This is a genomic window from Streptomyces gossypii (assembly GCF_025165795.1).
GTDB lineage: Bacteria > Actinomycetota > Actinomycetes > Streptomycetales > Streptomycetaceae > Streptomyces > Streptomyces gossypii.
In genome coordinates this window covers 183,739-207,382 of sequence record NZ_JAJAGO010000010.1, presented here as the reverse complement: position 1 = coordinate 207,382, position 23,644 = coordinate 183,739, and the positions used below count along the sequence as shown (strand labels likewise).

Sequence of the window (23,644 nt, the reverse complement as noted above, 5' to 3'; positions counted from 1 at the left end):
CGGTCCTCGCGCAGAGGGCCGAGAGGTAGGACGAGAGGTAGGACGTCCTGTGTCCGTGAGGGGACAGTAGGTATGCGGATTCGGCCCGTCAAGAGCAGAAACATGGGAAACTGTGGCCGGTTTCAGCCGCAGGGCACAGCAGTCACGAAGCCGGGTCGTAGGATGTCCCTCACTCTCCCCACCTGTCGACCAGTGCCGCAGGAGGCACCGTGAGCAGACCGGATCGCGGCCGTACGCTGCAGGACCGCATCGTCGATCTCATTCATGAGCAGCGACTGCCCCCCGGCTCCGTACTGCCGACCGAGCCGCAGCTGATGGACCGGCTCGGGGCGAGCCGCAACAGCGTCCGGGAGGCCGTACGCGCGCTTCAGGCACTGGGCATAGTGGAGATCCGGCACGGCTTGGGCACCTTCGTCGGGGAGGCACCGCTCAAGGTGCTCACCCCCTCCCTCGCCTTTCACATCCGCACCCGCTCCTCCGCACCCGGAGTCACCGCACTCGGCGATCTGGTCGGGGTGCGGGAGCTGCTGGAGGTGGGCCTGATCGGCTCGGTCGCCGCCTCGATCAGTCCGGCCCGGCTGGTGGCACTGGAGGCGCTGGCGGAGCGGATGAGCGAGGACCCCGAGGCGGACCGCGCCTTCCACGCGCTGCTGTACGAATCCTGCGGCAACGACCTGGTGCTCCAGCTGATACAGCTCTTCTGGGGCGTCTACCACGAGGTGGAGAACACCCTGGAACCACCGGTGGACCGGGCGGAGGAGATCGCCGCCAACCACCTGGCGATCGTCGCCTCGCTGCGCACGGGGGACGCGGAGGCGGCACGCGAGGCGATGCGGCGGCACTTCACCGACGTCAAGGCACGGGTGGAGCACGCGGAGCGGCTGGCCGCCTCACCCTGACCGCGCGCGCCAGCGGTCTCACTCCGGTGCCGGAGCGGGGCCGGGCACGGTGAACAGCCGGTCGAGGTGGTAGCGCAGCACCTCCTCCGCCGCCGCGGCCGTACGCTGGCCGACCAGCACGCTCGTGCCGAGCCCGTGGCTGAGGGTCAGCAGCCGCGCGGCCTCCGCGGCCGGATCGGCGCCGACGGCCAGCTCCCCGTCCGTACGGGCCCGGCGGAGCACGCCGGCGAGCTGCCGCTCCTGGCGGTCGGGCCCCGCGACGAACGGCTGCTCGGCCAGAGCGGCATCGCCCATCGCCAGCACCGCGTAGGACGTCCAGACGAAGTGGAATTCCCGGCTCCGCGCGTCCGTCGGAAGCGCCTCAGCAAGAAACGCCTCGATGTACGCGCGCGCCGGGGGCGGACTCGGCAGCCGCGCGAGCCTCCCCGCGAGCCGCTCAGCGCTCTGGCGTTCCAACTGGAGCAGCGCGGCGTGCATCAGCTCGGACTTGTCATTGAAGTAGTACTGCACCAGCCGGAGCGAGACACCCGCCTCGGCGGCCACCGCGCGCATGCTCACCGCATGAAGTCCGCCCCGCCCGGCGACCCGCACCAGAGCGTCGGCGATCACGGCACGCCGCTCCTGATGGTCAACGGTCCTGGGCACGCTCTCTCGCCTCTCCGGCAGCTTGCGAGGTATTCTTTATGGTACATCCGTATCACGAAGTGCAGGCAGTACGGGAGATCCCTCATGACCGAACGCAAGCCCCCCGGCATCAGCTTCGAGAGCTGGGCCGACCGGCAGATCCGCGAGGCCGCGGAGCGCGGCGAGCTGGACGACCTGCCCGGCGCGGGCAAGCCCCTGCCCGGCCTCGACAAGCCCTACGACGAACTGTGGTGGGTCAAGGAGAAGATGGAGCGCGAGGGCCTCTCCTGCCTCCCGCCGTCGCTCGCCCTCCGCAAGGAGGCGCAGGAGGCCCAGGTGGCGGCGGCCCGCGCCCCGTCCGAGGCGGAGGCGCGGCGGATCGTGGCAGGCATCAACGAGAGAATCCGCGAGGCGCTCCGGAACCCGCCCGCGGGCCCCCCGCTCAACCTGTCCCCGCTGGACATCGAAGAGGTCGCCGCGGACTGGCGCGCCCGCCACTGAGCCGCGCTCCCCCCACGGGGCTGCGCCCGCGCTCCCGCCAATCCGGTGGACGGTGCCCTCCCCGCCGGGTTAGTGTTCCGCGCATGTATTACCACCAGATCTACGGCTGACACGGCTACGGGCGGCGACGCTTCGCCCCGCCCTCCCCGTCCGCACGTCTGCGCCGCGCCTGAATATCTGAGCGCGCGCCCACGTGCCGGGCTGTCGTGCCTTCCCACCGTAGAACTGAAAGAGTGGTCTCTCATGTCCCGTCGCCGTACCGCTGTCACCCATGCCCAGACCGGGTCAGCACCCGCCCCGCGCGCGCATATCGCGATGATCGGCATCCCCGCCGTCAGCCACACCCTCCCCAGCCTGGAGATCATCCGTGAGCTGGTGGCCCGCGGCCACCGGGTGACGTACGCGAACGACCCGGCCGTAGCCGAGCTGATCTCCCCCACCGGCGCCCAGCTCATGCCCTACAAGTCGACGCTGCCCGTGGCCGACAACAACTGGCCGGACGACCCGATCGCCGCGATGGACGTCTTCCTGGACGACAACATCCAGGCCCTCCCGCAACTGAGGGCCGCCTACGACGACGACCCGGCCGACCTCTACCTGTACGACATCGGCGCCTACGCGGCCCGCGCCCTCGCCGAATCGCAGGACCGCCCGGTCATCCAGCTCTCCCCCACCTATGTGTCGTGGAAGGGCTATCAGGAGGAGATCGGCGCCTGGCTCAAGGGTCTGCCCGGCGCCGCGGACCACCTGTCGAAGTTCGCGTCCTGGCTGGCCCGTTCCGGCGCGGTCACCACGGACGTCGACCTGTTCGCAGGACAGCCCGCGCGCGTCCTGGCGACGATCCCCCGCGCCATGCAGCCGAACTCCGACCGGGTCGACACCGAGGCGGTCACCTTCGTCGGCCCCTGCCTGGGCGAGCGCGAGGACCAGGGCACCTGGACGCGCCCGTCCGAGGCGGAGAACGTGCTGCTGGTGTCGCTCGGCTCAGCCACCACCCGGCAGCCGGAGTTCTACCGCCAGTGCGTGGCGGCCTTCGGCGGTCTGCCCGGGTGGCATGTGGTCCTCCAGATCGGCAAGTACACCGACCCCGAGGTGCTCGGCGACCTGCCGCCCAATGTCGAAGTGCACTCCTGGGTCCCGCAGTTGGCGATCCTGGAGCAGGCCGACGCGTTCGTCACGCACGCGGGGATGGGCGGCAGCGGTGAGGGCCTGTACACCGGTGTTCCCATGATCGCCGTCCCGCAGGCAGCCGAGCAGTTCGCGAACGCCGACAAGCTCGTCGAACTGGGCGTGGCCCGCCGTATCGACACCGCCGACGCCACGGCCGACGCGCTGCGCACGGCACTGACCGAGCTGACCGGCGATCCGCAGGTCGCCCGCCGCTCGGCGGAGCTGCGCGCCCAGGCCCGCGAGGAAGGCGGCACGCAGCGCGCCGCCGACGAGATCGAGGCCGCGCTGGGGCGCTGACGCGCTGCCGGACAGCGGCTCGGCGGCGCTGACGGAGCAGCGCACCGAGGGTGGGGCAGGGATGCGGAGACAGCACGCCCCTGCCCCACCTGCCCCCGCCTGTCCCGCTTCGGCGTGCGAGTTCACGCACGCCACGGAGGGTCCGCAATCACCCCTCTGCGCACAACAGTTGCGGGTACCGTGGCGTTCCGTCCTTCGGGTCTCCATCCCGTTCGGGGAAGGAAGCAGCCATGCCTGAAAAGCCCACATTCGCGTTAGAAGACGTCGACTTCGAGGCCACCTACCAGGGCAAGCCGCCGGTGAAGGGCAAGGAAACCTCGTTCGGCGTCACGCCGTGGGACATCGGTGAACCGCAACCCCTCGTCGTCGAGTTGGAGCGTTCCGGACAGCTGAAGGGCGAAATCCTGGACGCCGGATGCGGACTGGGCGAGAACGCCCTGTTCCTCGCCGGAAAGGGCCACCGCGTCACCGGGATCGACGCCGCCCAGACCGCGCTCGACAAGGCGCGGCGGCTGGCGGAGGAGCGCGACGCCTCCGTCGAGTTCGTACGGTCGGACGCGACCACCCTCACCGAACTCGACGACGAGCGGTTCACCAGCGTGCTGGACAGCACGCTCTACCACTGCCTGACCGAGGACAAGCAGCGGGACTACGCGGCGGCCCTGCACCGGGTGACGAAGCCGGGCGCCCAACTGCACCTGTTCTGCTTCGCCGACACCGCCACCGGTTTCCGGCTCCCCCAGTTCCTCGTCAGCCGGCAGAATCTGCGCACGAACCTGGGCCCCCACTGGGACATCCACGACATCCGGCCCGCGCAGTACACGACCTCGCTGACCAGGGAGACCATCGTCGCGATGGACGCCAGGTTCGCGGACATCGGAATCTCCATCAACCCCGACGAGGTCGAGGTCGACGAGCAGGGGCGGGTCCAGGCGACGGTGTGGCACCTGCACGCGACCCGCCGCTGAGCACGCCTGGGGCGCGCGGCGCGCCCCAGGCCCGGCTGAACCGTTCGGACAGTGGAGGAGGGCTACGAACGGCACCGGCCGTGCACGGCCGGCGGAACGTGCGAGCGGCTGCTTCAGTCCGGCCTGGGAACAGGGACGTGAACGGGGACGAGACGGCGCAGGTCGGGCCATCGGGAGGAGCCGACCAGGGAAACGGCCGCGTGGTCGACGGTGCCGGTGACCGTGTTGCCGGTACCCAAGTCCTTGGCCGTGACGTGGAAATTGCGGTTCGCGTCGAAGTCGGCCGTGACCTCGATCCGGGGCACGCCCTTGGGTGCGGGCGGGAGCGCCACTTCGAGGACCGCGAGGGTCCTGTTCCGTGACGCCTCGCGACGTTCGCCCTCCACGACGTGGATCACCACGGTGGGCTGGTCGTCCGTGTGCGTGGTGAAGACCTCGCTGCGTTTCGTGGGGATCGTCGTGTTCCGCTGTACGAGCTTCGTGTTGACGCCCCCCTCCGTCTCGACGCCTATCGAATGGGAGCAGACGTCGAGCAGCAGCACGTCCTTCATGGCACCGGCCAGGATGCCGGCCTGGATGGCGGCGCCGGTGGCAGCACCGTCTGGGGCGAGGCCGCGATAGGGCTCCCGGCCGCCGGTGAGCCGACGGACCATGTCGCCTACCGCGGGCATCCGGGTGGCGTCGCCCGTCAGGATGACCCGGTCGACGTCGGCGAGTGTGAGCCCGGCATCGTCGAGTGCGTGCTCGACGGTCCGACGGCAGCGCTCCAGCAGATCCCCTGTGAGGGCCTCGAACTCCTCGCGGGTGAGCGCCTCGTCAAGGTGCACGGGCCCATGCGGGCCGGAGGCGAGGTAGGGCAGATGGAGGGAGGTGGCGCGTGCCGCCGACAGTTGCTTCTTCGCCGACTCGGCCGCCTCCCGGAGCCGCTGCACCGCCACGGCATCGCCGGCGAGATCCAGGCCGTCTTGCTGCTGTACGCGGTGGAGCATGTGCTGGACGATCCGCAAGTCCCAGTCGTCACCGCCGAGATAATGGTCGCCCGCAGTCGCCACGACCTCCACGACACCGTCCCCGAGGGTTATCAGCGCGACGTCAAGCGTCCCTCCCCCGAGGTCGAAGAACAGCACGGTGCCGTCCTCGCGCCCCAGGCCGTATGCCATCGCCGCGGCAACGGCTCCGCTGATCACCCGCAGGACGGGGAGCCCCGCCTTCTCACCGGCCCGGGCCAGCGCCGCCCGCTGGTCCAGCGGGAGGCAGGCGGGCACCGTCAGCACCGCCCCGCTCAGCGGCCCTCCGAAGTGAGCCTCGGCGTCCTCCCGCAGGCGGGTGAGGAGCAGCCTGACGGCGTCCTCCGCCGTGAGCCGTACGTCGCCCCGCGTGATGCTCCAGTCCGTCGCCAGATTCCGCTGTGCCGCACGCACGGTGTGGTCCGGGTTGGTGACAGCCTGCCGCTCGGCGGCCGTGCCGACGACGATCTCTCCCTCGGCGGCGACTGCCACCAGGCTCGGTGTCCGCACCGCTCCCTCGGCATTGGGGATCAGCCGGACCTTCCCCCTCTCCAGGAAACCGACCGCCGAGTGCGTCGTACCGAAGTCGATACCGATGCGGGGTCGCGGCATCGTGGCAGTGGGTGCGTCCTGGGCCGATGCGGAACCGGCGGACTGGGTGTACGAAGCGGTCGGTGGCGTGGTGCGGTTGTGTATGAGGGTCGTCACCGAGTGGGGCCAGGGGGAGGCGCCGGGGAGGTGGTCCGGCGGGTTCCAGTGCGAGGAGATCCGCTCCAGCAGTTCCGCGAGTCCGGGCCGCTTTTCGTAATCTTTGGCCAGGCAGGCGGCGGCCAGCTCGCGCAGCGGTCCGTGAAGAGCGTCCAGGCGCGGCGGGCCGTTGACGACGCGGTGCAGGACCGCGAGGGGCGGGCCCTGGCCGAACGGTTCGACGCCACTGGCGGCGAAGGCGATCAGCGCACCGAGTGCGAAGACGTCACCGGCTGGGCCCACCCGGCCGCCCTCGGCCTGCTCCGGGGACATGAAGCCGGGCGTGCCCATCGCCGTACCCGTCGCCGTCAGGGCGGTTGAGTCCAGGCTCCGGGCGATCCCGAAGTCGATCACGCGGGGCCCGTCGGCGGCCAGCAGCACGTTCGAGGGTTTGAGATCACGGTGAAGCAGGCCGACTGCGTGGATGGCCTGCAACGCCTCCACCAGCCCGGCCGCCAGCGGCCACACCGAATCCTCCGGCAGCGGCCCGGACTCCGCCACGGCCCGGGCCAGGTCCGGTCCGGGAATGTAGACGGTCGCGACCCACGGCGGGTCCTCCTGCGGCCCGGCGGCCACCACCGGAGCGGTGAACGCCCCGCCCACCGCCCGAGCCGCCTCCACCTCCCGGCCGAAACGGCGCCGGAACTCAGGCTGCCGCGCGAGATGGGGATACACGACCTTCACCGCCACCGCCCGCCCACCGGGCGACCGGCCGAGGAACACCTCTCCCATCCCCCCGGCACCCAAGCGGCCGCGCACCACGAAATCCCCGACCCGCTCCGGATCACCCGTCTTCAACGGCTCCATCGCCCACCCTCCCCCATCTGGAACCCACGAGCCCACCCGGCCCCTACCCCACCACCAGAACCGCCACCACCTCACCCCGGCTCCCCGGCACTCGGCCGGGGCAGTGCGGGCAAGGCGGCAAGGCGGAGGTCACGTCTCCGAGTCGGGTGCCCAATGCTCTCGGGCCAGTGCAGCCAAGGTTCGCAAAGCCGCTGTGCGGCGGCGGTCCTTGTGGAGGACAAGATAGACGCCGAGGACCGGTCGGGAGGTCCACGGCAGGACGATGACATCGCCGCGGGCTACCTCGTCGGCGACGGCTGCGGCGGGAAGAATCGCGACTCCCAGGCCGGCGGCTGCGCAACGTTTGAGCGCCTCCACGCTGACGAACTCCACAGTTGCCGGATGGATGGCAGCTTGCGCCAGTTCTCGTTCCATGATGTCTCGCTGGGCGCATCCCTGCTCGATGAGCAGGAGCGTCTCCCGGGCGAGGTCGGCTGTCTGGACGCGGGGGCGGGAGAGGAGCCGGTGGCCGGGGTGGGCGACCAGCAGCAGTGACTCTTCAGCCAGGCGTTCCGCACTGGCCATCGGGGCCAGTACGTGCTCCTCCAGGAGGAATCCGACGTCGAGGGTGCCCTCACTCAGCGAGGTGATGAGGGAGGTCCTGCCGGCGGGGCCGAACACGACGCGCAGCAGGGGGTAGTGCTCCTGGAGCGCGCGTAGCACGGGAGGCAGCAGGTGCGCGCACAGGCTCTCCGGGGCAGCGATGCGCAGGGTGCCTTTCATCTGGCGGGTGTCGCTGCCTGCGCCCTGGACCGCCTCCCGGGCCTGCTGTGCCTGATTCAGGAGGAGTTGCGCCTGCGATCGCAGTTCACGGCCTGCGTCGGTGAGGGCGACGCGACGGCCCAGCCGCTCGAACAGGGGGATGCCAAGGTCGGCTTCGAGTGATTTGACGTGGGCGGTGACGCTGGACTGCACATAGTCCAGTTCCTGCGCGGCGCGGGTGAAGCTCAGGTGGCGTGCGACCGCGAGGAACGTCGAGAGGTGCTTCAAATCCACGGACCGATCGTACTCTTCGATCGAATCGATCGATAACGTTCGTTGGACGTGATCGATGTGCGGCCCGTACAACACTGGTATGGCCCTCTTCACCGCATCTCGGCATCGAGCGGAGCAGGATCCCACCGGGCTCGGCGGGCGGGACTTCCTGCTGCTGATGGCAGCCACACTGGGAACGTTCTCCAACTACGCACCCCTGCTGGCCGTCGCCTCCCTGTGGTCGGCCGAGGGCGGCTCGGGGCATGGCGGGGTGGGAGCAGCCACCGGCGTGACGATGGCCACGACCGTGGCCGTGCAACTGGTCATGGGCCGTCTGCTGCGGAGGTTCGGGCTGTGCCGGATCCTGGCGTCCGGGGCATTGCTGCTCGGACTGCCGACGTTCGCCTATGTGTTCTCCTCCAGCCTGGCCTGGGTCCTGGCGGTCTCGGCCGTGCGCGGTGCCGGCTTCGGGATGGTCGCGGTCGCCGGCAGCGCGCTGGTCGCCGAACTGGTACCGGCCCGGCAGCGAGGCCGGGCTGTCGGGTGGTACGGCATCGCTGTCGGCCTGCCCCAGGTCATCTGCCTGCCCCTGGCCGTGTGGTGCGCCGAGAGCTTCGGGTTCACTCCGGTCTTTCTGGCCACGGGAGCCCTGAGCGTGCTGGCGGCTCCTCTCGCCGCGATGATGACAGGCCAGCGCGTGGAGGAACCTCGGCCGCAAGCTGGCCTGGTCGCGCAGGGCACCGTCGGCAGACTTCGCCCGCTGGCCGGCCCGTGGACCGTGCTGATCGTCTCCGCCTGCGCCCTGGGCGGCGTGACTTCCTTCCTGCCGCTGGCCATGGAGGGCCCGACGGCCGCCCCGACCGCACTGTTCGTGCTCTCCACCGCCGTGATCGCGGGGCGCTGGGCGGCGGGCGTGTGGAGTGACCGCGCGGGAGTGGGACTTCTCCTCGTTCCGGGTGTGCTCGCGTGCGCACTGGGGACGGGAGGCTTCGCCCTGGCGACCAGCGCGGTGCCGGGTGCGGCGTTGCTGGCTGTGGCGTCGGCCGCTGTTTACGGACTGGGGTTCGGTGCCCTCCAGAACGACACCCTGGTGGTGATGTTCCGCCGCGCGGGACCGAGCGGCAACGGCACGGCCAGCACCGCCTGGAACATGGCCTACGACGCGGGCACCGGCGTGGGTGCTGTGGGCGTCGGGCTGTTCTCCCAAGCACTGGCCGTCAACGGCGCCTACGCCGTGGCCGCGGCCCTGATCATGGTTGTCGTGCCTTTCGCCCGACGTGATGGCGTCCGCGAGCGCGCGGACCGGTGCCGCAGGCACCCGGACACGGAAGTCCCCAGTAGGCAGAACCCTGGCTCCTCCCCACCTCCGGCATCCCCACTTCAGGCATCCCCACTTCAGGCATCCCCGCTTCCGGCCTCCTCCGACCGAAACGGCAAGGCTAGAGCCTGTCCGTGCAGCCCGGGGCCGTGAACCCGACCTCCGCGGCCCGCGCGGTGATCTCGGCCTCGTCGCCGAGGGCCCATCCCGCGACCCGTGAGACCACAGCCGCCGGAACCACGTCGCTTATCCCCGGTGCCGCCGGTATGTCGTGCGTCGCGTGGGCGTCGTACGGCAGGATCACCCGGTACCCCAGCTCCAGGGCCGTACGGGCCGTCGCCTGGACACACATCTCGGACATCACGCCGCAGACGGCGAGTGCCCGCACGTCAGCGCCGGTCAACAGGCTTGCGAGCGCGGTCTCTTGGAAGCTGTCGTCCACGGTCTTGCGGATCACGACCTCCGCGGGCCCCGCCTCGACGGGATGATGGAGCTCCCAGCCGGGCGTGTGCGGCTCGACGTCCTCCCCGGGCTGCCCGTCGTTCTGCACGTGAACGACGAGCGCCCCGCTGCTCCGGGCCCGCGCGATGAGGTCCGCCGTACGGTCCAGCAGGCGGGCCGCCTCGGGCACTGCCCCGTCACCGGAGACCAGAGCCGACTGGACGTCCACGACGATCAGGGCCTCTACGGGAAACGCGCGGTTACTCATGCCGCCATCATGACCATGGCAGCCGCGCACCTCCACCGGGTTTCGCCTTCGCTCCCTAAACCGGGTCCTTGTCCGCCCTCGAGGTGCCGTCCCACCGCCAGGACGTACGGCGGGGGCGGCCGGGCAGGTCCATGCGGCCGGTGGCCCAGAGCAGGGTGGACCAGGCGTCGGGCCCGGCCTGGACGTCGGGAAACAGCCGGTGCAGGACACGTGCGCACAGGTCCGCGGGCGGCTCCCACGCCAGTCCGAGCCCGCCGGCGACATCATGGGTGTGCGCGAGCGTCTCCACGATGCCCATGGCGCCGAAACCCTCCGGGTCCGACACCCCGAAGGTGTGGTACGAACGTACCTCGGGCGGGGTCGTACGCACCATGGCCGCCAGCAGGGCGCCGCACGCCTCCAGCACCTCCAGCAGACCGGCCGGACCAGGGCCCTCCTCTCGCTCGACATGGACCATGTTGTACGGGCCGCCCTGCCGCCTGGGGAACCAGGTGAACGCGATGTTCCGGTCCAGCGCGGGCGTCTGCGGGCCGAGTTGGGACGCGTACTGGAGCAGGTCGTCGGCCAGATGCTCGACGGTCTCCCAGCAGTCCCACTCCAGCGAACCGGCCTTGGCGGACCAGTCCGCTCCCGTCTCCACCCCCGTTCGCAGGGTGTCGACAGCGAGCCGGACGGCCAGTACGACATCGTCGGCGGTGACAGGACCGGATTCTGCGGTGAGATCTTCAGACATGCCGGGACCGTACCAACCACCCGCGCACCGGGCTCCCCCTTACCTGCGGCCCGCTCGCCCCGCACCCGCACCCGCCCCGGCACCCGACCGTGCCGGGCACAGGATGTCGGGTGCGCCGGTACGCGCCGGGCCTAGCGTGAGTGAACAGCAAAGGGAAGGAGACCGGTGTGCTGGAGCGGCTGAACCAGGCAATGGAGTACATCGAGCAGCACCTCCTCGATCAGCGCATCGAGGCCGCCGAGCTCGCACGGACCGCCGCCACCTCGGAGTACCACTTCCGGCGGCTGTTCTCCGCGCTGGCGGGCATGCCGCTGTCCGAGTACATCCGCCGCAGACGGCTCACGCTCGCCGGCGCCGAAGTGCTCGCCGGGACGGAGACACTGCTCGACATCGCAGTGCGCTACGGGTACGGCTCGGGCGAGGCGTTCGCACGTGCGTTCCGCGCAATGCACGGCGTGGGCCCCTCGGAAGCCAGGCGAACCAGGGCGGCACTGCACGCCCAGCCACGGATGTCCTTCCGCCTCACCGTCGAAGGGAACAGCAGCATGCGGTACCGGATAGTCGAGAAAGACGCCTTCCGAGTGGTCGGCAAGAAGGCTCGGGTCCCCCTCGTACACGAGGGCCTGAACCCGGCGATCGTCGCTTTCATACGGAGCATCGAGCCGGAGACACTGCGGCGCATGGAGGAGCTGTCCGACCAGGAGCCGAGCGGGATCGTCGCCGTGACCAGCGACATCGCCGAGAGCCGCGCGGAGGGCACGGAGCTCGACTACCACCACGGCGTGGCGACGAGCGCCCCCGCACCGGAGGACATGGACACGCTCCTCGTCCCGGCCGGGACCTGGGCGGTGTTCGAGAGTTCGGGTCCGTTCCCCCTGACGCTCCAGTACCTCTGGCGCGATGTGTACACCCAGTGGTTCCCCTCCAACCCCTACCAGAGCGTGCCGGGCCCCGAGATCCTCCGCACCCGCCTCTCCCCGGACGCCACGGAAGCGGACGCGGAACTCTGGATCCCGGTCGAACCCTCCGCGTAGGCCTTGCAGGCCGTGCATCGGTCGACGGAATGACCAGCTTTCCGCTGCGGAAGCGTCCATTCCGTCGACCGATCACGGGGATCCGGGTCCGAGTCCAGGATCCCGGGGAAGATCCGTGACAGGGTGCGGGGAAGGGCTGTCGAGGCCCGGAGGAGAGCGGAGGCATCATGACGTACGGCTACATCGGCTCGATGAAGGCCAAGCCCGGACACCGCGAGGACGTCGTGTCCATCCTGCTGCGCAACGCGGACAGCCTGCGTCAGGCGGGCTGCGACCTGTACGTCGTGAGCGTGTCGGAAACGGACCAGGACACCATCTGGGTCACCGAGGTCTGGCACACCAAGGAACGCCACGACGCGTCACTCCAACTCCCCGAGGCCAAGGCCGCCATCAACGAGGCGATGCCGATGCTGACGGGCGAATTCACCAGCCAGGAAACCACCGTCCGCGGCGGCCTGGGCCTCCACTGACCCACCGGCCGCATACGCCGTAGTCAGCCCCAATCCCCGCATGCGCGGGGAGCAGTAGAAGCGGCTGTTGCCGTCGGTGTTGGCCTCAGGTCCATCCCCGCGTGCGCGGGGAGCAGACCATCGTGGGATCCGCAGCCGTCCTCACCCTGGGTCCATCCCCGCGTGCGCGGGGAGCAGTTGCGCCGCGGGAAGCCGAGCGCCTTGGTGACGGGTCCATCCCCGCGTGCGCGGGGAGCAGAAGGAAGGCACGCGGCGCAAGATTGACCCCACGGGTCCATCCCCGCGTGCGCGGGGAGCAGAGCGGGTTGCCGACGAACAGGACCAGGGCGATGGGTCCATCCCCGCGTGCGCGGGGAGCAGGCTGGGTGACCTGGGGGTTTATCCGGAGGGGAGGCCGGTTTCATTCACTTTCAGGGAATGCGACATATCGGCCGCGCGGTTGGTCATCGGTTCACGCTAGCGCATGTGGGGGCGCCCGGGGACAGGTCGACTTCGGCCCAGACCGTTTTGCCGATTGGGGTGCGGGGGTGGGTGCCCCAGCGGGTGGCGAGGGTGGAGACCAGGAGGAGGCCGTAGCCCGATTCGGCGTGGGCGGGCGGGAGTTCGGCGGTGGTCGGTGGGTACTGCTCGTGGCGGGCGTCGGAGACGTCGATGCGGATCACGCTGTGCAGGACGGCGATCTGAAGCTCGAAGTCCCGCCCGGATACGCAGCCGTGGCGGACCGCGTTCGCGCAGAGTTCGCCGACGATCAGTTCGACGGTGCGGGTGGGCACGCTGTCGTACGGAAGCCCCAGCGCGTCCAGGCGGTCGGCCGCCAGGTGGCGGGCGAGGCGGGCGCCGCGACGGGTGGAGCTGAAGCGCATGCAGAAGAGCCGGGTAGGGACGGCGGGGGGAGTTTTTGACTTCACAGGGTGACCATCCCGTCACTCCGTCTAGAGTGGCCAGATCAGTCCGGTGTACCGATCTGTGACGTACGGGCTGGTACGGGACACGTACGAGCCGGACCGTTCAGACGTGGAGGTGGCGGGCATGGGCCGCCAGACGACGAAGAAGATGCAGTCACAGCAGCAGGACGACCGGCCGGAGGCGTGGCGTTGCTACGGCCGACTGGTCAAACTCTTCCGTGAGCAGGCCCAGTTGACCCAGACCGCGCTGGCTGACGGCATCGGGTACTCCTACGAGCAGACCTCCTCCATCGAGCAGGGCCGCCGCCCCGCGAAGTACACGTTCACGGAGGCGGCCGAGCGGGTGCTTGGTGCGCGGGGTGCGCTGATGGCGTTGCAGGAAGAGGTGGAACTGGCCAAGCTGCCGCGTTTCTTCCAGGACTTCGCGAAGATCGAACTGGAGGCGGTGAGCCGTTTCGAGTATGAGCCCCAGCTCGTGCCGGGCCTGCTCCAGACGGAGGAGTACGCGCGGGCGGTGTTCAGCGGCCACGTCCCGCAGTTGGAGCCCGAACTGTTCGAGCAGCACCTCGAAGCGAGGATGGAGCGGCAGAAGCTGCTCACTCGAACGCCGATGGTGCAGTTCTCGTTTGTGCTCTGGGAGCCGGTCCTGCGCAATCCGGTGGGGGGCTCCAATGTGCTGAAGGCGCAGCTCCGCCATCTGCTGAAGGTCACCGAATTGCCGAATGTGGAGATCCAGGTGATTCCGGCGGTCGCTGGCATGCATCCGGGCCTCAACGGTTCGATGGTGCTGCTGGAGACGCAGGAACACCGGCGAGTGGCCTATCTGGAGTCGCAGGACACCGGGTTGGTGATCACAGAGGCAAGCACGGTCAGTGATTTCGGTCTCCGGTATGGCAAGCTGCGCTCGCAGGCCCTCAACATTGAGGAGTCCGCACGTCTGATCGATCGCGTGGCAGGAGAGCTATGAGCGACGAGCTGGCCTGGTTCAAGAGCAGCTACAGCGGCAGCGACGGCGGCAACTGCGTCGAAGTCGCTGTTGCCTGGCGCAAGTCCAGCTATAGCGGCAGTGGCGGCGGCAACTGCGTCGAGGTCGCCGCGTGTGCCGAGGTCGTGCGTGTGCGGGATTCGAAGGATGTGGGTGGGCCGCAGCTTGCCGTGTCTCCGGAGGCGTGGGACGCGTTTCTGCTGACGTGCCATGGTGCGGCCTGAGTAAGGGCTCGGCTGTTCAAAGCGTACGCCTGGCGCCAGGGGGCCACGCGGTGTCGATCGGGAGCCCTGCGGCCTGGGCCTGGGCCACGACGTCCGCCGTGCCGCCGCCGCGGCCGGATGGGGGGCTGCCGTCCCATACCGCCATCAGCCGGTCCGCGCGGGACAGGAGGGTGCGGTTCGCCGCCTCGTACGCCTCGCGGTCGGCCGTGTCGTGCGGCATGACCAGCACCTCCGCCGCAGCGTCCACGAGCCGGTCGAACGTGGCGGCATGGTCGGGCTTCACCTTCGTCTGCCGGTAGTCGCGTGAGGGCAGTACGACCACCAGTCGTCCGCCTGCCGCCAGCACCGCTTCGGCGAAGAGGCTGTCGGCTCCGCGCGCGATGCATGAGACCCCGACGAGGGCGGCCGGGTCGTACGCGGCCAGCAGTTCCGCCAGTTTCTTCCGCACCAGGGGCACCGAGGCGTCGGTCAGGTCCATATGCCCGGTCACAGCGACTGTGGTCATGGTTGCCCTTCCTCGTCATGATGCCGGCAGGCTCGTCACGCGTGTCAGCAAGCCCTTCGCGCGGCCAGCAGGCTCTCATACGATCATCAGACTCTTTTCATGCGGTCAGCAGGGTTCGGATGCTACTTCGCACGTCGGCGACACCCCGGGGAACGCTGTCGCCGACCGTGTACGGGTAGAGCCGGGCAAGTTGCGAGCGGACCCGGCCGGAGGGGAGGCGGGCGGAGGCGTCGATCGCGGCGCGGGTGTGTTCCGTCGCCGCCGCCGTGTCCCCGAGCAGGAACGCGCATTCGGCGAGGCCGATGCAGTCCAGTGCGTGGCTGCGGCCCGCTTCCGCTCCTCGCTGCTCCAGGGCTGTGCGGATGTGGTCGGCGGCTTGTTCGGCGTAGGCGCGTGGTTCGGTGCGGGCCAGGTCGAGGAGTCTGCCGCCGGTGACCCCGGCTAATTCGGCCTCGTTGAAGTAGCCGATCCAGTACGGCTCGTCGGCCAGGCCTGCCGCATCGGTGAGGGCTCCGGCCGCCTGTTCCGTCGCGCGCCGGAAGGCCGCCGGGCGGTTCATGTGGGCGAGCGCCCACGCCTCCCGGGTGTGGAGCATGGCGAGCAGCCGTGGGGTGGCGTTGCCGCGTGCTCCGTCCTGCGCGAGGCGCACGAGTTCGAGGGCGTCGTGCGGCCGGTCGTGGTAGAGCATCTGCCGTGCCATGCCTGCCAGTACGTTCGCGCCGAACTCGGTGTCGCCGCCCGAGTGTGCGGCGCGCAGGGCCAGCCGGTAGTAGTCCTGGGCGCGTCGCTGCTGGCCGACGTCCCATGCCATGGAGGCGGCGGTGCCCGCGAGTTGGGCCATGACGGCGTGCAGGCGGCGCTCGATGGCCGGGGCCTGGTGTTCGTCCAGGGCGGCGGACACCTCGGCGAGTTGTCCGGCAACCGCCTTCCGGCGGAGCCCGCCGCCTCCGTTGCGGCCCCATTGACGGAAGGCCCGCGCGGTGGTCTCCAGGTCGTCCACCTCGCGGGCGCCGAGTCTGCCGGGGCGGGCGGAGCGGCGGGGTCTCTCGTCGCGGACGGCGGGGACGCGCCAGCCGTCGAGCGCTTCGAGGAGGGGCGCGCCGGTGACTGCGGCGCTTGCGAGGGCGCGCGTCGCGGCGCGGCGGTCCATCACGAGGTCGCTCCTGGTCAGTGCGGCGGCCATGCTTGCGGAGACGTCCGGCCGCCACGGTACGGCGTCCTCGTCGGCCTGCGCGTAGGTCGGCGTGTTGGGGGGCGCTGGGTCGCCGTCGTTCGGCCGTTCGGGTAAGGATTCCCAGGGACGGGGGGCGAGGCCGACCATGTGGCCGGGGATGCGCAGCCCGTCGGAGATGCGGCGGATCACGTCTATCGAGGTGACCCGCTGCTGTCCGTTGAGGATCGAGGAGACTTTGCCGGGGGTGAGCCGGCAGGCGGCTGCGATCCTGTTCTGCGAGAGTCCGCCCCATTTTTTCATCAGGGCGAACGCCGCCGCGAAGTCGTGCTCGCCGAGTGCGCGACGCAGGTCCTCTCGGCTGAGGATGTCGGGGGTGAGCGGACCGGAAGTACTGTCCATAAGCTGTCAGGCTTCCTGGGCGATCCTCGGCACACTCCGCAGCGCACCGTTGACACTACTGACTGTATTACCGGCTCGGTAACCCTTGGCGGTCATCCCGAAATCAGGCATACGAGAGGAGCCTTCCGATATACCGATTACCGTCGACGCCGGGAGCCTCCGTGTCCTCCACTGCGCCCGAGCACGCCCCCGCTCCAGTACCCGCCGACGCCCTCCGGGCCCTGATAGACCGTGCGCTGGAGACCCTGGCACTGCCCGGTCGGCCGGAATTGGCTGCGCTGGAGCGAGAGTTACGTCAGTACGCAGAGCAGTTGCTCCCGGATGCGGAAGCGGTGGTCGAGGGGTTGTGGCGCGGCTCGCTGTCCTGGAACCTGCGGCGCGGAAGGCTGGAGGCGATCCGGCGTCTGCTGGGGCAGGCGCCGGGTGCGGATCCGCTGACCGCGCATGTGCAGGTACGCCACCTCGTCGCGGACTGCCGGGTGCTCCTCGGATATCTGGAGGAGCACCGGTGACAGGGGGCTCAGCGCCCCACGGCGAAAAGCGTGGCGGATTACGGCCACCAGGTGGCCGTAGTACGCCACGCTCGTTTTCCGCGCGCGTCAGGCGGCGTGGTACTGCCGGAGCAGGGCGGGCAGGGCCGTGCCGATCGGTTCGCGGACGATCTCGTCGGCACGGTCGTCGTACGGCGTGGGATCGGCGTTGACGATGACGAGGCGGGCGCCGTGGTCGGCGGCGACAGCGGCGAAGGAGGCTGCGGGCTGGACCTGGAGGGTCGTACCGACGGCCACGCACACGTCGCACGCCTTGACAACGGCCATCGCCTGCCCCAGCACCTCAGGGTCGAGCTGCTGGCCGAACATCACCGTCGCCGTCTTGAGGATGCCGCCGCACTCCAGGCACGGGGGATCTTCCTCCCCCGCCGCGACGCGGGCCAGCGCCTCCTCCAGCGGGGTCCGGGCGTCGCACTCGGTGCACAGGACCGTCCGGGCGGTGCCGTGCAGTTCGAGGACCTTGCGGGCGGAGGTGCCCGCGAGCTGGTGCAGCCCGTCGACGTTCTGGGTGAGGACGCGGACGGGCGTCCCGGAGCGCTCCAGGTCGGTGACGGCGCGGTGGGCGGCGTTCGGCTCGGAGCGCAGCGTCGGGCTTTCGCTCCGCATGCGCCAGGAGCGGCGGCGGACATCCGGGTCGCTCATGTAGGCGTCGTACGTCACCAGCTTCTCGGCGCCGGGGTCGCGGCGCCACAGGCCGTTGGGGCCCCGGTAGTCGGGGATGCCGGAGTCCGTGGAGATCCCGGCGCCGCTGAGGATCGCGACGAGAGTCATGCGGCGAGCGTATGCGGCGGCGCGCGGCGGGGCGAACGCTTTCGGTGCGGGAACGCGGCAGCGCGGCAGCGCGGGCGCGCTTCGGACGGCGCGGCAGCGCGGGCGGGCATCGGACGGCGCGGCGGTCAGGCCCGGTAGGAGCCGATCAGCCGGGACAGGTGCTTGCCCGCAGCCCGCAGGGGCTGGTCGTCACGGGAGACCTGGGCGGCCAGTTCGGCGCCCTCCAGCGTGCTGATGACCGTGCAGGCGAGGTCGCGCGCGTCGTCCTCGGCGATGCCCGTCCCGGGCTGGCGGAGCTTGTCGAAGACCAGGTCCTGCCAGCGGGCGAAGGCTTCGGCGGCGGCCTGCTGGATGTCGGGGGCGCGGCCCGCCGTGCCGAGTGCGGTGGCCGTGACCGGGCAGCCCTCGATCCAGTCGGACGCGCGCAGCCCGTCCGCGAGCATGCGGCAGCAGGCGATGATGGCCACCCCCGGGTCGTCCTCGCCTGCCAGGACCTCGCGCAGGGCGTCGGCGAACTCCTGGTCACCGTGCTGGACGGCCGCGACGGCCAGCTCCTGCTTGCCGCCCGGGAAGAAGTGGTAGACGGAGCCGAGGGTGGCTTCGGCCTCGCGGGAGATCTGCTTGATCCCGGTGCCGTCGTATCCCTGCCGCTGCATCAGCAGCGACGCCGAACGGACGATGCGCTCGCGCGTGCTCAGGCCGTGGGCCGGGGCGGCGGCCCTGCGGGGCGGGGCGGCGGTCTCGTCTTGAGCGGTCGTGGTCTTCACAGGGTGACTCTACCGGATAGAGCGTTCGTTCTAGAGATGCGCTACGCTGCCCCAGTCAGTAGTTAGAGCGTTCGTTCTAGTGCCGCCGCAGGCGGCGCATCGACAGCGACGGCAATGGGGATCTCATGAGCAAGCAGGCAGTCACCGTCATCGGCCTCGGTCCGATGGGCAGCGCGATGGTGCGGGCGTACCTGGCCCAGGGCCACCCCGTGACCGTGTGGAACCGCACCGCGAGCAGGGCCGACGAGCTGGTGGCCGAGGGCGCGGTGCGCGCCGCCTCGGCCGGTGCGGCAGTGGCCGCCAACGAGCTGGTGGTGCTGAGCCTCACCGACTACGAGGCGATGTACGCGATCCTGGAGCCGGTCTCCGACTCACTTTCCGGCCGGGTGATCGTCAACCTCACCTCCGACACCCCGGAGAAGGCCCGCGCGGCGGCAAAGTGGGCGGCCCGGCACGGCGCCGAGCACCTCACCGGCGGCGTCCTGACGCCGCCCTCGGGCATCGGGAACCCGGAGTTCTCGACCCTCTACAGCGGGCCGAGGAAGACGTTCGAGGCCCACCGGGACACCCTTGAGGTGCTCACCGCCACCGATTACCGGGGTGAGGACGCGGGGCTGGCCGCGCTCTACTACCAGCTGAACATGGATGTCTTCCGGACCTCGATGCTTGCCTGCCTGCACGCTTTCACGGTGGCCGAGGCGCACGGCATCAAGGCCACGGACCTTCTGCCGTACGTCAAGAACGCGGCGGCGCTGGACCAGTTCCTCGACTTCTACGCGCCCCGCCTCGACGCGGGTGAGCACCCGGGGGACGTGGACCGGCTGGCCATGGGCGTGGCGAGCGTCGACCACATCGTGCACACGACGAAGGACGCGGGCATCGACGCCGCACTGCCCGAAGCCGTGCTGGAGATCTTCCGGCGCGGCGTGGCGGCCGGGCACGGGGCCGACAGCTTCACCAGCCTGGCCGGGACCCTGCGAGGGGCCCGGAAGTAGGGCCTGTCCGCGCCGACGGGTGCCCCGCACGGCCGCGCGCAGCGTACGGGCGGGGCGCCGCGCGCAGCGTACGGGCGGGGCGCCGCGCGCAGCGTACGGGGCGCGGCGCGGCGGCGTACGGGGCGCCCGTCAGGACCGCTCACGGCTGCCCGTGGTGCCGGGCCCACTCCGGCGCGAGGATCGACATCAAGACGGTGTCCACCCGCGCGCCCTCCCAGTACAACGACTCGCGCAGCACCCCTTCAGCGACGAAGCCCGCCTTCTCGTAGACCCGCCGGGCACGGGGATTGTGCGGGAAGACCTCCAGCGAGATGCGGTGCAGGCCCAGCCGCTCGAAGCCGTAACCCACGATGAGCCTGGTCGCCTCGGTGCCCAGGCCGCGTCCGAACGCGCCCGGCACGAAGCCGATACGAAAGCCGCAGCTCTCGTTCTCGGCGTCCCACTCGTTGAGCACCGCCTCGCCGATGCAGCGGCCGGTCGCCCGCTCCACGACGGCGAGGTCCAGCCGGTCGTCCTGGTCTTCCCGGGTCTCGTACCAGGCCCGTGCCCGGGCCTCCTCGAATTCGCCCTCATCGTGACTCCCGGTCAGCCACGCCACCTCCGCGTCGCGCAGCATCGGCAGCAGCGCGGGGACGTCGGCGCCGGTGACCGGGCGCAGTACGACCAGTTCGCCGTCGAGAGTGGGCTTGGCGCGGAAGTCGGGGCGCGGGGCGGGCTGCTCGGAGTGGGTCATCCTCGCAGCCTGCACCACCGCCGGACGTGTTGTCATACCGGTTTCTCCGGTGCGGCGGAGCGCAGGCCGACCGCCGCGAGGCGGCACAGTGGGCGCCGTGGCCTGCCGTTGGGGTTGGGGCCGTCGTGAGCGAGGGATGCGGAGAGGAGCCCGGTCCGTGCGGGAGGAGAGCGCCCAAGGAGAGGAAGACACCGGAGAGGGCGCGAAGGCGTTGCGCTGCCTGGTGACCGGCGCCAGCGGCTACGTCGGCGGCAGGCTGGTGCCGGAACTGCTCGCGGCGGGCCACGAGGTGGTGTGCCTGGCCCGTACACCCGCGAAACTGCGCGACCATCCGTGGGCGGCGGACGTCACCGTGGTGCGCGGCGATGTCACCGACGCCGTGTCGGTCGGCGCGGCGTTGCGGGGCATGGACGTCGCCTACTACCTGGTGCACGCGCTGGGCAGCGGGCGGGACTTCGAGGAGACCGACCGCCGCGCGGCCCGGACCTTCGCCGAGCAGGCCGCCGAGGCGGGGCTGCGGCGGATCGTGTACCTGGGCGGACTGACTCCGGCGGGCGTACCCGAAAGCGAACTGTCGCCGCATCTGCGCTCGCGCGCGGAGGTCGGCCGGGTTCTGCTCGACGCGCCCGTACCGGCGGCGGTGCTGCGGGCGGCGGTGGTGATCGGCTCCGGCTCCGCTTCCTTCGAGATGCTGCGCTATCTGACCGAGCGGCTGCCCGCGATGGTGACGCCGCGCTGGGTCCATACGCCGATCCAGCCGATCGCCGTACGGGATGTGCTGCGGTACCTGGTGGGTTGCGCGCGGCTGCCGGCCGAGCTGAACCGCACGTTCGACATCGGCGGCCCGCAGGTGTGCACGTACAGGGAGATGATGCAGCGCTACGCGGCGGTGGCCGGGCTGCGACGGCGGCTGATCGTGCCTGTCCCGCTCCTGACGCCCGGCCTCTCCAGCCATTGGGTCGGCCTGGTCACGCCGGTGCCGAGTTCGATCGCCCGGCCGCTCGCGGAGTCGCTGCGGCACGAGGTGGTGTGCCAGGAGCGGGACATCGAGCGGTACCTGCCGTCGCCGCCCGGCACGCCGGTCTCGTTCGACCGGTCCGTGGAACTGGCGCTGCAACGGGTGCAGGAGGCGAACGTCGCCACGCGCTGGTCGTCCGCCTCGGTACCCGGCGCACCCAGCGATCCGCTGCCGACCGACCCTGACTGGGCGGGCGGCAGCCTCTACACCGACGAGAGGGAACAGCTCGTCGACGCGTCGTCGGAGGCCCTGTGGCAGGTGATCGAGAGCATCGGCGGCGAGAACGGCTGGTACTCCCTGCCACTGGCCTGGGCAGTACGGGGCCAGCTGGACCGGCTGGTGGGCGGTGTCGGCCTGCGGCGCGGCCGGCGGGACTCCGAGCGGCTGCGGGTGGGTGACTCGCTGGACTTCTGGCGGGTCGAGGAGATCGAGCGCGGACGGCTGCTGCGCCTGCGCGCGGAGATGCGGCTGCCGGGGCTGGCGTGGCTGGAGCTGCGTTCGGTACCGGACGCACGGGGACGCACGGTGTATCAGCAGCGTGCGGTCTTCCATCCGCGCGGGCTCGCCGGGCAGGCGTACTGGTGGGGCGTCTCGCCTTTCCACGGGGTGGTGTTCGGGGGCATGGCGCGCAACATCGCGCGGGAGGCCGAGAAGCGGGAGGCGGCCGCAGGGTGAGCGCGGACGCCGCGCGGACGCCGCGCGCTGTTCAGCGCCGGGGGCGTCTCGCGGCAGCGGGAAGGTTCAGTACCGCTCCGGGTCCGGGATGATCACGACCTCGCTGCCGACAGGCGTGAACCCGGCGGCGAGGAAGGAGCGCAGGGAGCGGGCGTTGCCCGGGGCGATGGCGGCAAAGACCGGTTCGCCCGAGGGGACGAGGGTGAGCGCGTCGCGCAGGAGGGCGCGGCCGTGCCCCCGGCCCTGTTCCTGACCGGGGCCGTGGCCGTCGGAGCCGTCGGAGCCGTCGGAGCCGTCGATGAGTTCTATGCCGAGTTCGCGGCGGCCCGCGAGGCCGTCGGCCAGGGTGATCAGGCCCCGTTCGTCACCGTGCACCCGCACGTCGGTGCGCAGCTCCTGGGCCAGCCGCACCCGGGGATGCCGGTCGAGGTCGTGGCGTTCGGGCAGGCGCGGGGCGCTGTCGTCCCCCGTGCCGCGTGCCACGAGGGTCACGTCCAGGTGGACTATCCGCCCGCGCGGGCCCGCCAGCCAGCGCAGGAAGTCCGGTGCCAGCGAGCCGCCGAGGCCGTCGGGCGGGCCCGGTGCCTCGCATACGGCCGCCTCCGGGCGCGCGGTGGCGATCACCGCGTGGCCGGTGAAGGCGACCGAACACTCCTGCCCGTCCGGCATCGCGGGGAGTACGGTTACGCCTCCGTCGGCTGCCGGGAACCGGCCGTCCGCCGCGTCGAGGAGCATGCCGAGCAGCGGGTGCTGCGGGCGGGGCGACGGCGGAGGCGGGGGCGGGACGGCCGCTGCCGTCATCGGCCGTCCTGGACGCGGGCGAGGAACGGGCGCAGGGCCGCGTTGAACTCGTCCGGGCGCTCCAGGTTGGGCATGTGCGCGGCGCCCTCGATCACCACCAGGGTGGAGTCGGGGAGCTGCCGGTGCATGAACTCGGCGTCGCTGACCGGCGTGTACTCGTCATCGGCGCCGACCACGACCAGCGCGGGCACGCTCACGGTGGTGAGCAGATCGCGGTAGTCGGGGCGTTCGGCCCGGCCGCGCAGCGCCGCCGCCGCGCCCTCCGGGGGCGTGCCGCGCATCATGCGCAGGACGTGTCCGGCGACGGTGGGGAGGGTGGCGACGTTGTAGGGGGCGACCATCTTGTCGATGACCTCGTCGGCGTAGCCGTCCATGCCCTCGGCGAGCAGCCGGTCGGCCATGGTGTTGCGGAAGACCTTGCCCTCGGCGGTTTCGGGGGCGGGGAAGGTGTCCGCGAAGATCAGTCCGGTTACCCGCTGCGGGAAGAGCCGGTAGAAGTCCATGACGATCTGGCCGCCCATGGAGAGGCCGCCCAGAATGACCCGGTCCAGCCCCAGGTGGTCCATCAGGCCCGCCGTGTCCTGGGCGAAGACCTCCAGCCCGGTGATGCCGGGGACGACGCCGCTCTCTCCGTAGCCGCGCAGATCGGGTGTGATGACGCGGTATCCGGCGGCCGTGAACTCGTCCGCCTGGGGCTGCCACATGCTCCGGTTGAACGGGTGACCGTGGACGAGGAGCAGCGGTGTGCCGTCGAGGTCACCTTTGTCGTCGTAGCCGATGGAGATGCCGTCGATGGTTGCAGTGGCCATGCGATCACCCTATGGGACGCGGCTGTGGGGGCGG

25 protein-coding genes and 1 CRISPR repeat array are annotated in these 23,644 nt (G+C 70.9%); of the genes, 12 read left to right on the top strand and 13 right to left on the bottom strand.

Annotated features, from left to right (window positions below):
* Nucleotides 1-209: 209 nt before the first annotated feature.
* Nucleotides 210-899, top strand: coding sequence for a FadR/GntR family transcriptional regulator (locus LHJ74_RS34245; protein WP_311203335.1), 690 nt, complete (start codon nt 210-212; stop codon nt 897-899).
* 18 nt (nt 900-917) lie between these two features.
* Here LHJ74_RS34245 and LHJ74_RS21990 read toward each other — a convergent pair whose 3' ends face one another.
* Nucleotides 918-1,544: a TetR/AcrR family transcriptional regulator gene (locus LHJ74_RS21990; protein WP_260219858.1), complete on the bottom strand. Its 627-nt coding sequence runs from the start codon at nt 1,542-1,544 to the stop codon at nt 918-920.
* An 84-nt stretch (nt 1,545-1,628) separates the two neighbouring features.
* Here LHJ74_RS21990 and LHJ74_RS21985 point away from each other — a divergent pair, with 84 nt between their 5' ends.
* From LHJ74_RS21985 to LHJ74_RS21975, 3 genes are all read left to right on the top strand, one after another.
* Nucleotides 1,629-2,024 carry a DnaJ family domain-containing protein gene (locus LHJ74_RS21985; RefSeq protein WP_260219857.1) on the top strand — a complete coding sequence of 132 codons (396 nt, stop codon included), beginning with the start codon at nt 1,629-1,631 and terminating at the stop codon, nt 2,022-2,024.
* A 243-nt stretch (nt 2,025-2,267) separates the two neighbouring features.
* A complete protein-coding gene (locus LHJ74_RS21980) occupies nt 2,268-3,491 on the top strand; it encodes a macrolide family glycosyltransferase (RefSeq protein WP_260219856.1) in 1,224 nt (407 codons plus the stop codon).
* A 230-nt stretch (nt 3,492-3,721) separates the two neighbouring features.
* Entirely contained in the window at nt 3,722-4,459 is a 738-nt protein-coding gene (locus tag LHJ74_RS21975) for a class I SAM-dependent methyltransferase (RefSeq protein ID WP_260219855.1), read from the top strand.
* A 113-nt stretch (nt 4,460-4,572) separates the two neighbouring features.
* Here the strand turns inward: LHJ74_RS21975 and LHJ74_RS21970 are convergent, their stop codons facing one another.
* Both LHJ74_RS21970 and LHJ74_RS21965 read right to left on the bottom strand, forming a co-directional pair.
* Nucleotides 4,573-7,020, bottom strand: coding sequence for an Hsp70 family protein (locus LHJ74_RS21970; RefSeq protein WP_260219854.1), 2,448 nt, complete (start codon nt 7,018-7,020; stop codon nt 4,573-4,575).
* Nucleotides 7,021-7,149: 129 nt separating this feature from the next.
* Complete coding sequence (locus LHJ74_RS21965) at nt 7,150-8,055, bottom strand: LysR family transcriptional regulator (protein ID WP_260219853.1); 906 nt, start codon at nt 8,053-8,055, stop codon at nt 7,150-7,152.
* A 79-nt stretch (nt 8,056-8,134) separates the two neighbouring features.
* Between LHJ74_RS21965 and LHJ74_RS21960 the strand changes: the two genes are divergently transcribed.
* Nucleotides 8,135-9,505, top strand: a complete 1,371-nt coding sequence (locus LHJ74_RS21960) for an MFS transporter (RefSeq protein WP_260219852.1) — start codon at nt 8,135-8,137, stop codon at nt 9,503-9,505.
* Here LHJ74_RS21960 and LHJ74_RS21955 read toward each other — a convergent pair.
* Together LHJ74_RS21955 and LHJ74_RS21950 are read right to left on the bottom strand one after the other, a co-directional pair.
* A complete protein-coding gene (locus LHJ74_RS21955; protein WP_260219851.1) occupies nt 9,474-10,061 on the bottom strand; it encodes an isochorismatase family protein in 588 nt (195 codons plus the stop codon). The genes LHJ74_RS21960 and LHJ74_RS21955 overlap by 32 nt on opposite strands.
* Nucleotides 10,062-10,116: 55 nt before the next feature.
* Entirely contained in the window at nt 10,117-10,794 is a 678-nt protein-coding gene (locus LHJ74_RS21950; RefSeq protein ID WP_260219850.1) for a hypothetical protein, read from the bottom strand.
* A 167-nt stretch (nt 10,795-10,961) separates the two neighbouring features.
* On the opposite strand from LHJ74_RS21950, the gene LHJ74_RS21945 reads away from it, so the two are divergent.
* Nucleotides 10,962-11,828, top strand: a complete 867-nt coding sequence (locus tag LHJ74_RS21945; protein WP_260219957.1) for an AraC family transcriptional regulator — start codon at nt 10,962-10,964, stop codon at nt 11,826-11,828.
* A 167-nt stretch (nt 11,829-11,995) separates the two neighbouring features.
* Nucleotides 11,996-12,298: a putative quinol monooxygenase gene (locus tag LHJ74_RS21940; RefSeq protein ID WP_260219849.1), complete on the top strand. Its 303-nt coding sequence runs from the start codon at nt 11,996-11,998 to the stop codon at nt 12,296-12,298.
* A gap of 26 nt (nt 12,299-12,324) precedes the next feature.
* Nucleotides 12,325-12,658: direct repeats of the CRISPR family, unit length 29 nt; unit sequence GGGTCCATCCCCGCGTGCGCGGGGAGCAG.
* 83 nt (nt 12,659-12,741) lie between these two features.
* On the opposite strand, the gene LHJ74_RS21935 is transcribed toward LHJ74_RS21940, so the two are convergent.
* Nucleotides 12,742-13,161 (bottom strand): ATP-binding protein, encoded by a 420-nt coding sequence (locus LHJ74_RS21935; RefSeq protein WP_260219848.1) that lies wholly within the window; start codon nt 13,159-13,161, stop codon nt 12,742-12,744.
* Between the two features lie 166 nt (nt 13,162-13,327).
* On the opposite strand from LHJ74_RS21935, the gene LHJ74_RS21930 reads away from it, so the two are divergent.
* Together LHJ74_RS21930 and LHJ74_RS21925 are read left to right on the top strand one after the other, a co-directional pair.
* The gene (locus LHJ74_RS21930) at nt 13,328-14,170 is read left to right on the top strand and encodes a helix-turn-helix domain-containing protein (RefSeq protein ID WP_260219847.1); all 843 of its coding nucleotides are present in this window, start codon (nt 13,328-13,330) and stop codon (nt 14,168-14,170) included.
* Complete coding sequence (locus LHJ74_RS21925; protein ID WP_260219846.1) at nt 14,167-14,412, top strand: DUF397 domain-containing protein; 246 nt, start codon at nt 14,167-14,169, stop codon at nt 14,410-14,412. The genes LHJ74_RS21930 and LHJ74_RS21925 overlap by 4 nt, the downstream gene beginning before the upstream one ends.
* A gap of 16 nt (nt 14,413-14,428) precedes the next feature.
* Here LHJ74_RS21925 and LHJ74_RS21920 read toward each other — a convergent pair whose 3' ends face one another.
* Nucleotides 14,429-14,917, bottom strand: a complete 489-nt coding sequence (locus tag LHJ74_RS21920) for a hypothetical protein (RefSeq protein WP_260219845.1) — start codon at nt 14,915-14,917, stop codon at nt 14,429-14,431.
* A gap of 97 nt (nt 14,918-15,014) precedes the next feature.
* The gene (locus LHJ74_RS21915; protein ID WP_260219844.1) at nt 15,015-16,490 is read right to left on the bottom strand and encodes an NsdA family TPR-like regulatory protein; all 1,476 of its coding nucleotides are present in this window, start codon (nt 16,488-16,490) and stop codon (nt 15,015-15,017) included.
* 161 nt (nt 16,491-16,651) lie between these two features.
* On the opposite strand from LHJ74_RS21915, the gene LHJ74_RS21910 reads away from it, so the two are divergent.
* Nucleotides 16,652-17,002 carry a DUF6415 family natural product biosynthesis protein gene (locus LHJ74_RS21910; protein WP_260219843.1) on the top strand — a complete coding sequence of 117 codons (351 nt, stop codon included), beginning with the start codon at nt 16,652-16,654 and terminating at the stop codon, nt 17,000-17,002.
* A gap of 87 nt (nt 17,003-17,089) precedes the next feature.
* Here the strand turns inward: LHJ74_RS21910 and LHJ74_RS21905 are convergent, their stop codons facing one another.
* Complete coding sequence (locus tag LHJ74_RS21905; protein ID WP_260219842.1) at nt 17,090-17,812, bottom strand: SIR2 family NAD-dependent protein deacylase; 723 nt, start codon at nt 17,810-17,812, stop codon at nt 17,090-17,092.
* Between the two features lie 125 nt (nt 17,813-17,937).
* Nucleotides 17,938-18,579, bottom strand: coding sequence for a TetR/AcrR family transcriptional regulator (locus LHJ74_RS21900; protein WP_375546795.1), 642 nt, complete (start codon nt 18,577-18,579; stop codon nt 17,938-17,940).
* Nucleotides 18,580-18,704: 125 nt separating this feature from the next.
* Between LHJ74_RS21900 and LHJ74_RS21895 the strand changes: the two genes are divergently transcribed.
* A complete protein-coding gene (locus tag LHJ74_RS21895) occupies nt 18,705-19,574 on the top strand; it encodes an NAD(P)-dependent oxidoreductase (RefSeq protein WP_260219841.1) in 870 nt (289 codons plus the stop codon).
* Between the two features lie 139 nt (nt 19,575-19,713).
* Here the strand turns inward: LHJ74_RS21895 and LHJ74_RS21890 are convergent, their stop codons facing one another.
* Nucleotides 19,714-20,307 (bottom strand): GNAT family N-acetyltransferase, encoded by a 594-nt coding sequence (locus LHJ74_RS21890; protein WP_260219840.1) that lies wholly within the window; start codon nt 20,305-20,307, stop codon nt 19,714-19,716.
* A 136-nt stretch (nt 20,308-20,443) separates the two neighbouring features.
* Between LHJ74_RS21890 and LHJ74_RS21885 the strand changes: the two genes are divergently transcribed.
* On the top strand, nt 20,444-22,000 hold the full coding sequence (locus tag LHJ74_RS21885) for an SDR family oxidoreductase (RefSeq protein ID WP_375546794.1): 1,557 nt from the start codon (nt 20,444-20,446) through the stop codon (nt 21,998-22,000).
* 66 nt (nt 22,001-22,066) lie between these two features.
* On the opposite strand, the gene LHJ74_RS21880 is transcribed toward LHJ74_RS21885, so the two are convergent.
* Nucleotides 22,067-22,801, bottom strand: a complete 735-nt coding sequence (locus tag LHJ74_RS21880) for a hypothetical protein (protein WP_260219838.1) — start codon at nt 22,799-22,801, stop codon at nt 22,067-22,069.
* Entirely contained in the window at nt 22,798-23,610 is an 813-nt protein-coding gene (locus LHJ74_RS21875) for an alpha/beta fold hydrolase (protein WP_260219837.1), read from the bottom strand. The genes LHJ74_RS21880 and LHJ74_RS21875 overlap by 4 nt, the downstream gene beginning before the upstream one ends.
* Nucleotides 23,611-23,644 lie beyond the last annotated feature (34 nt).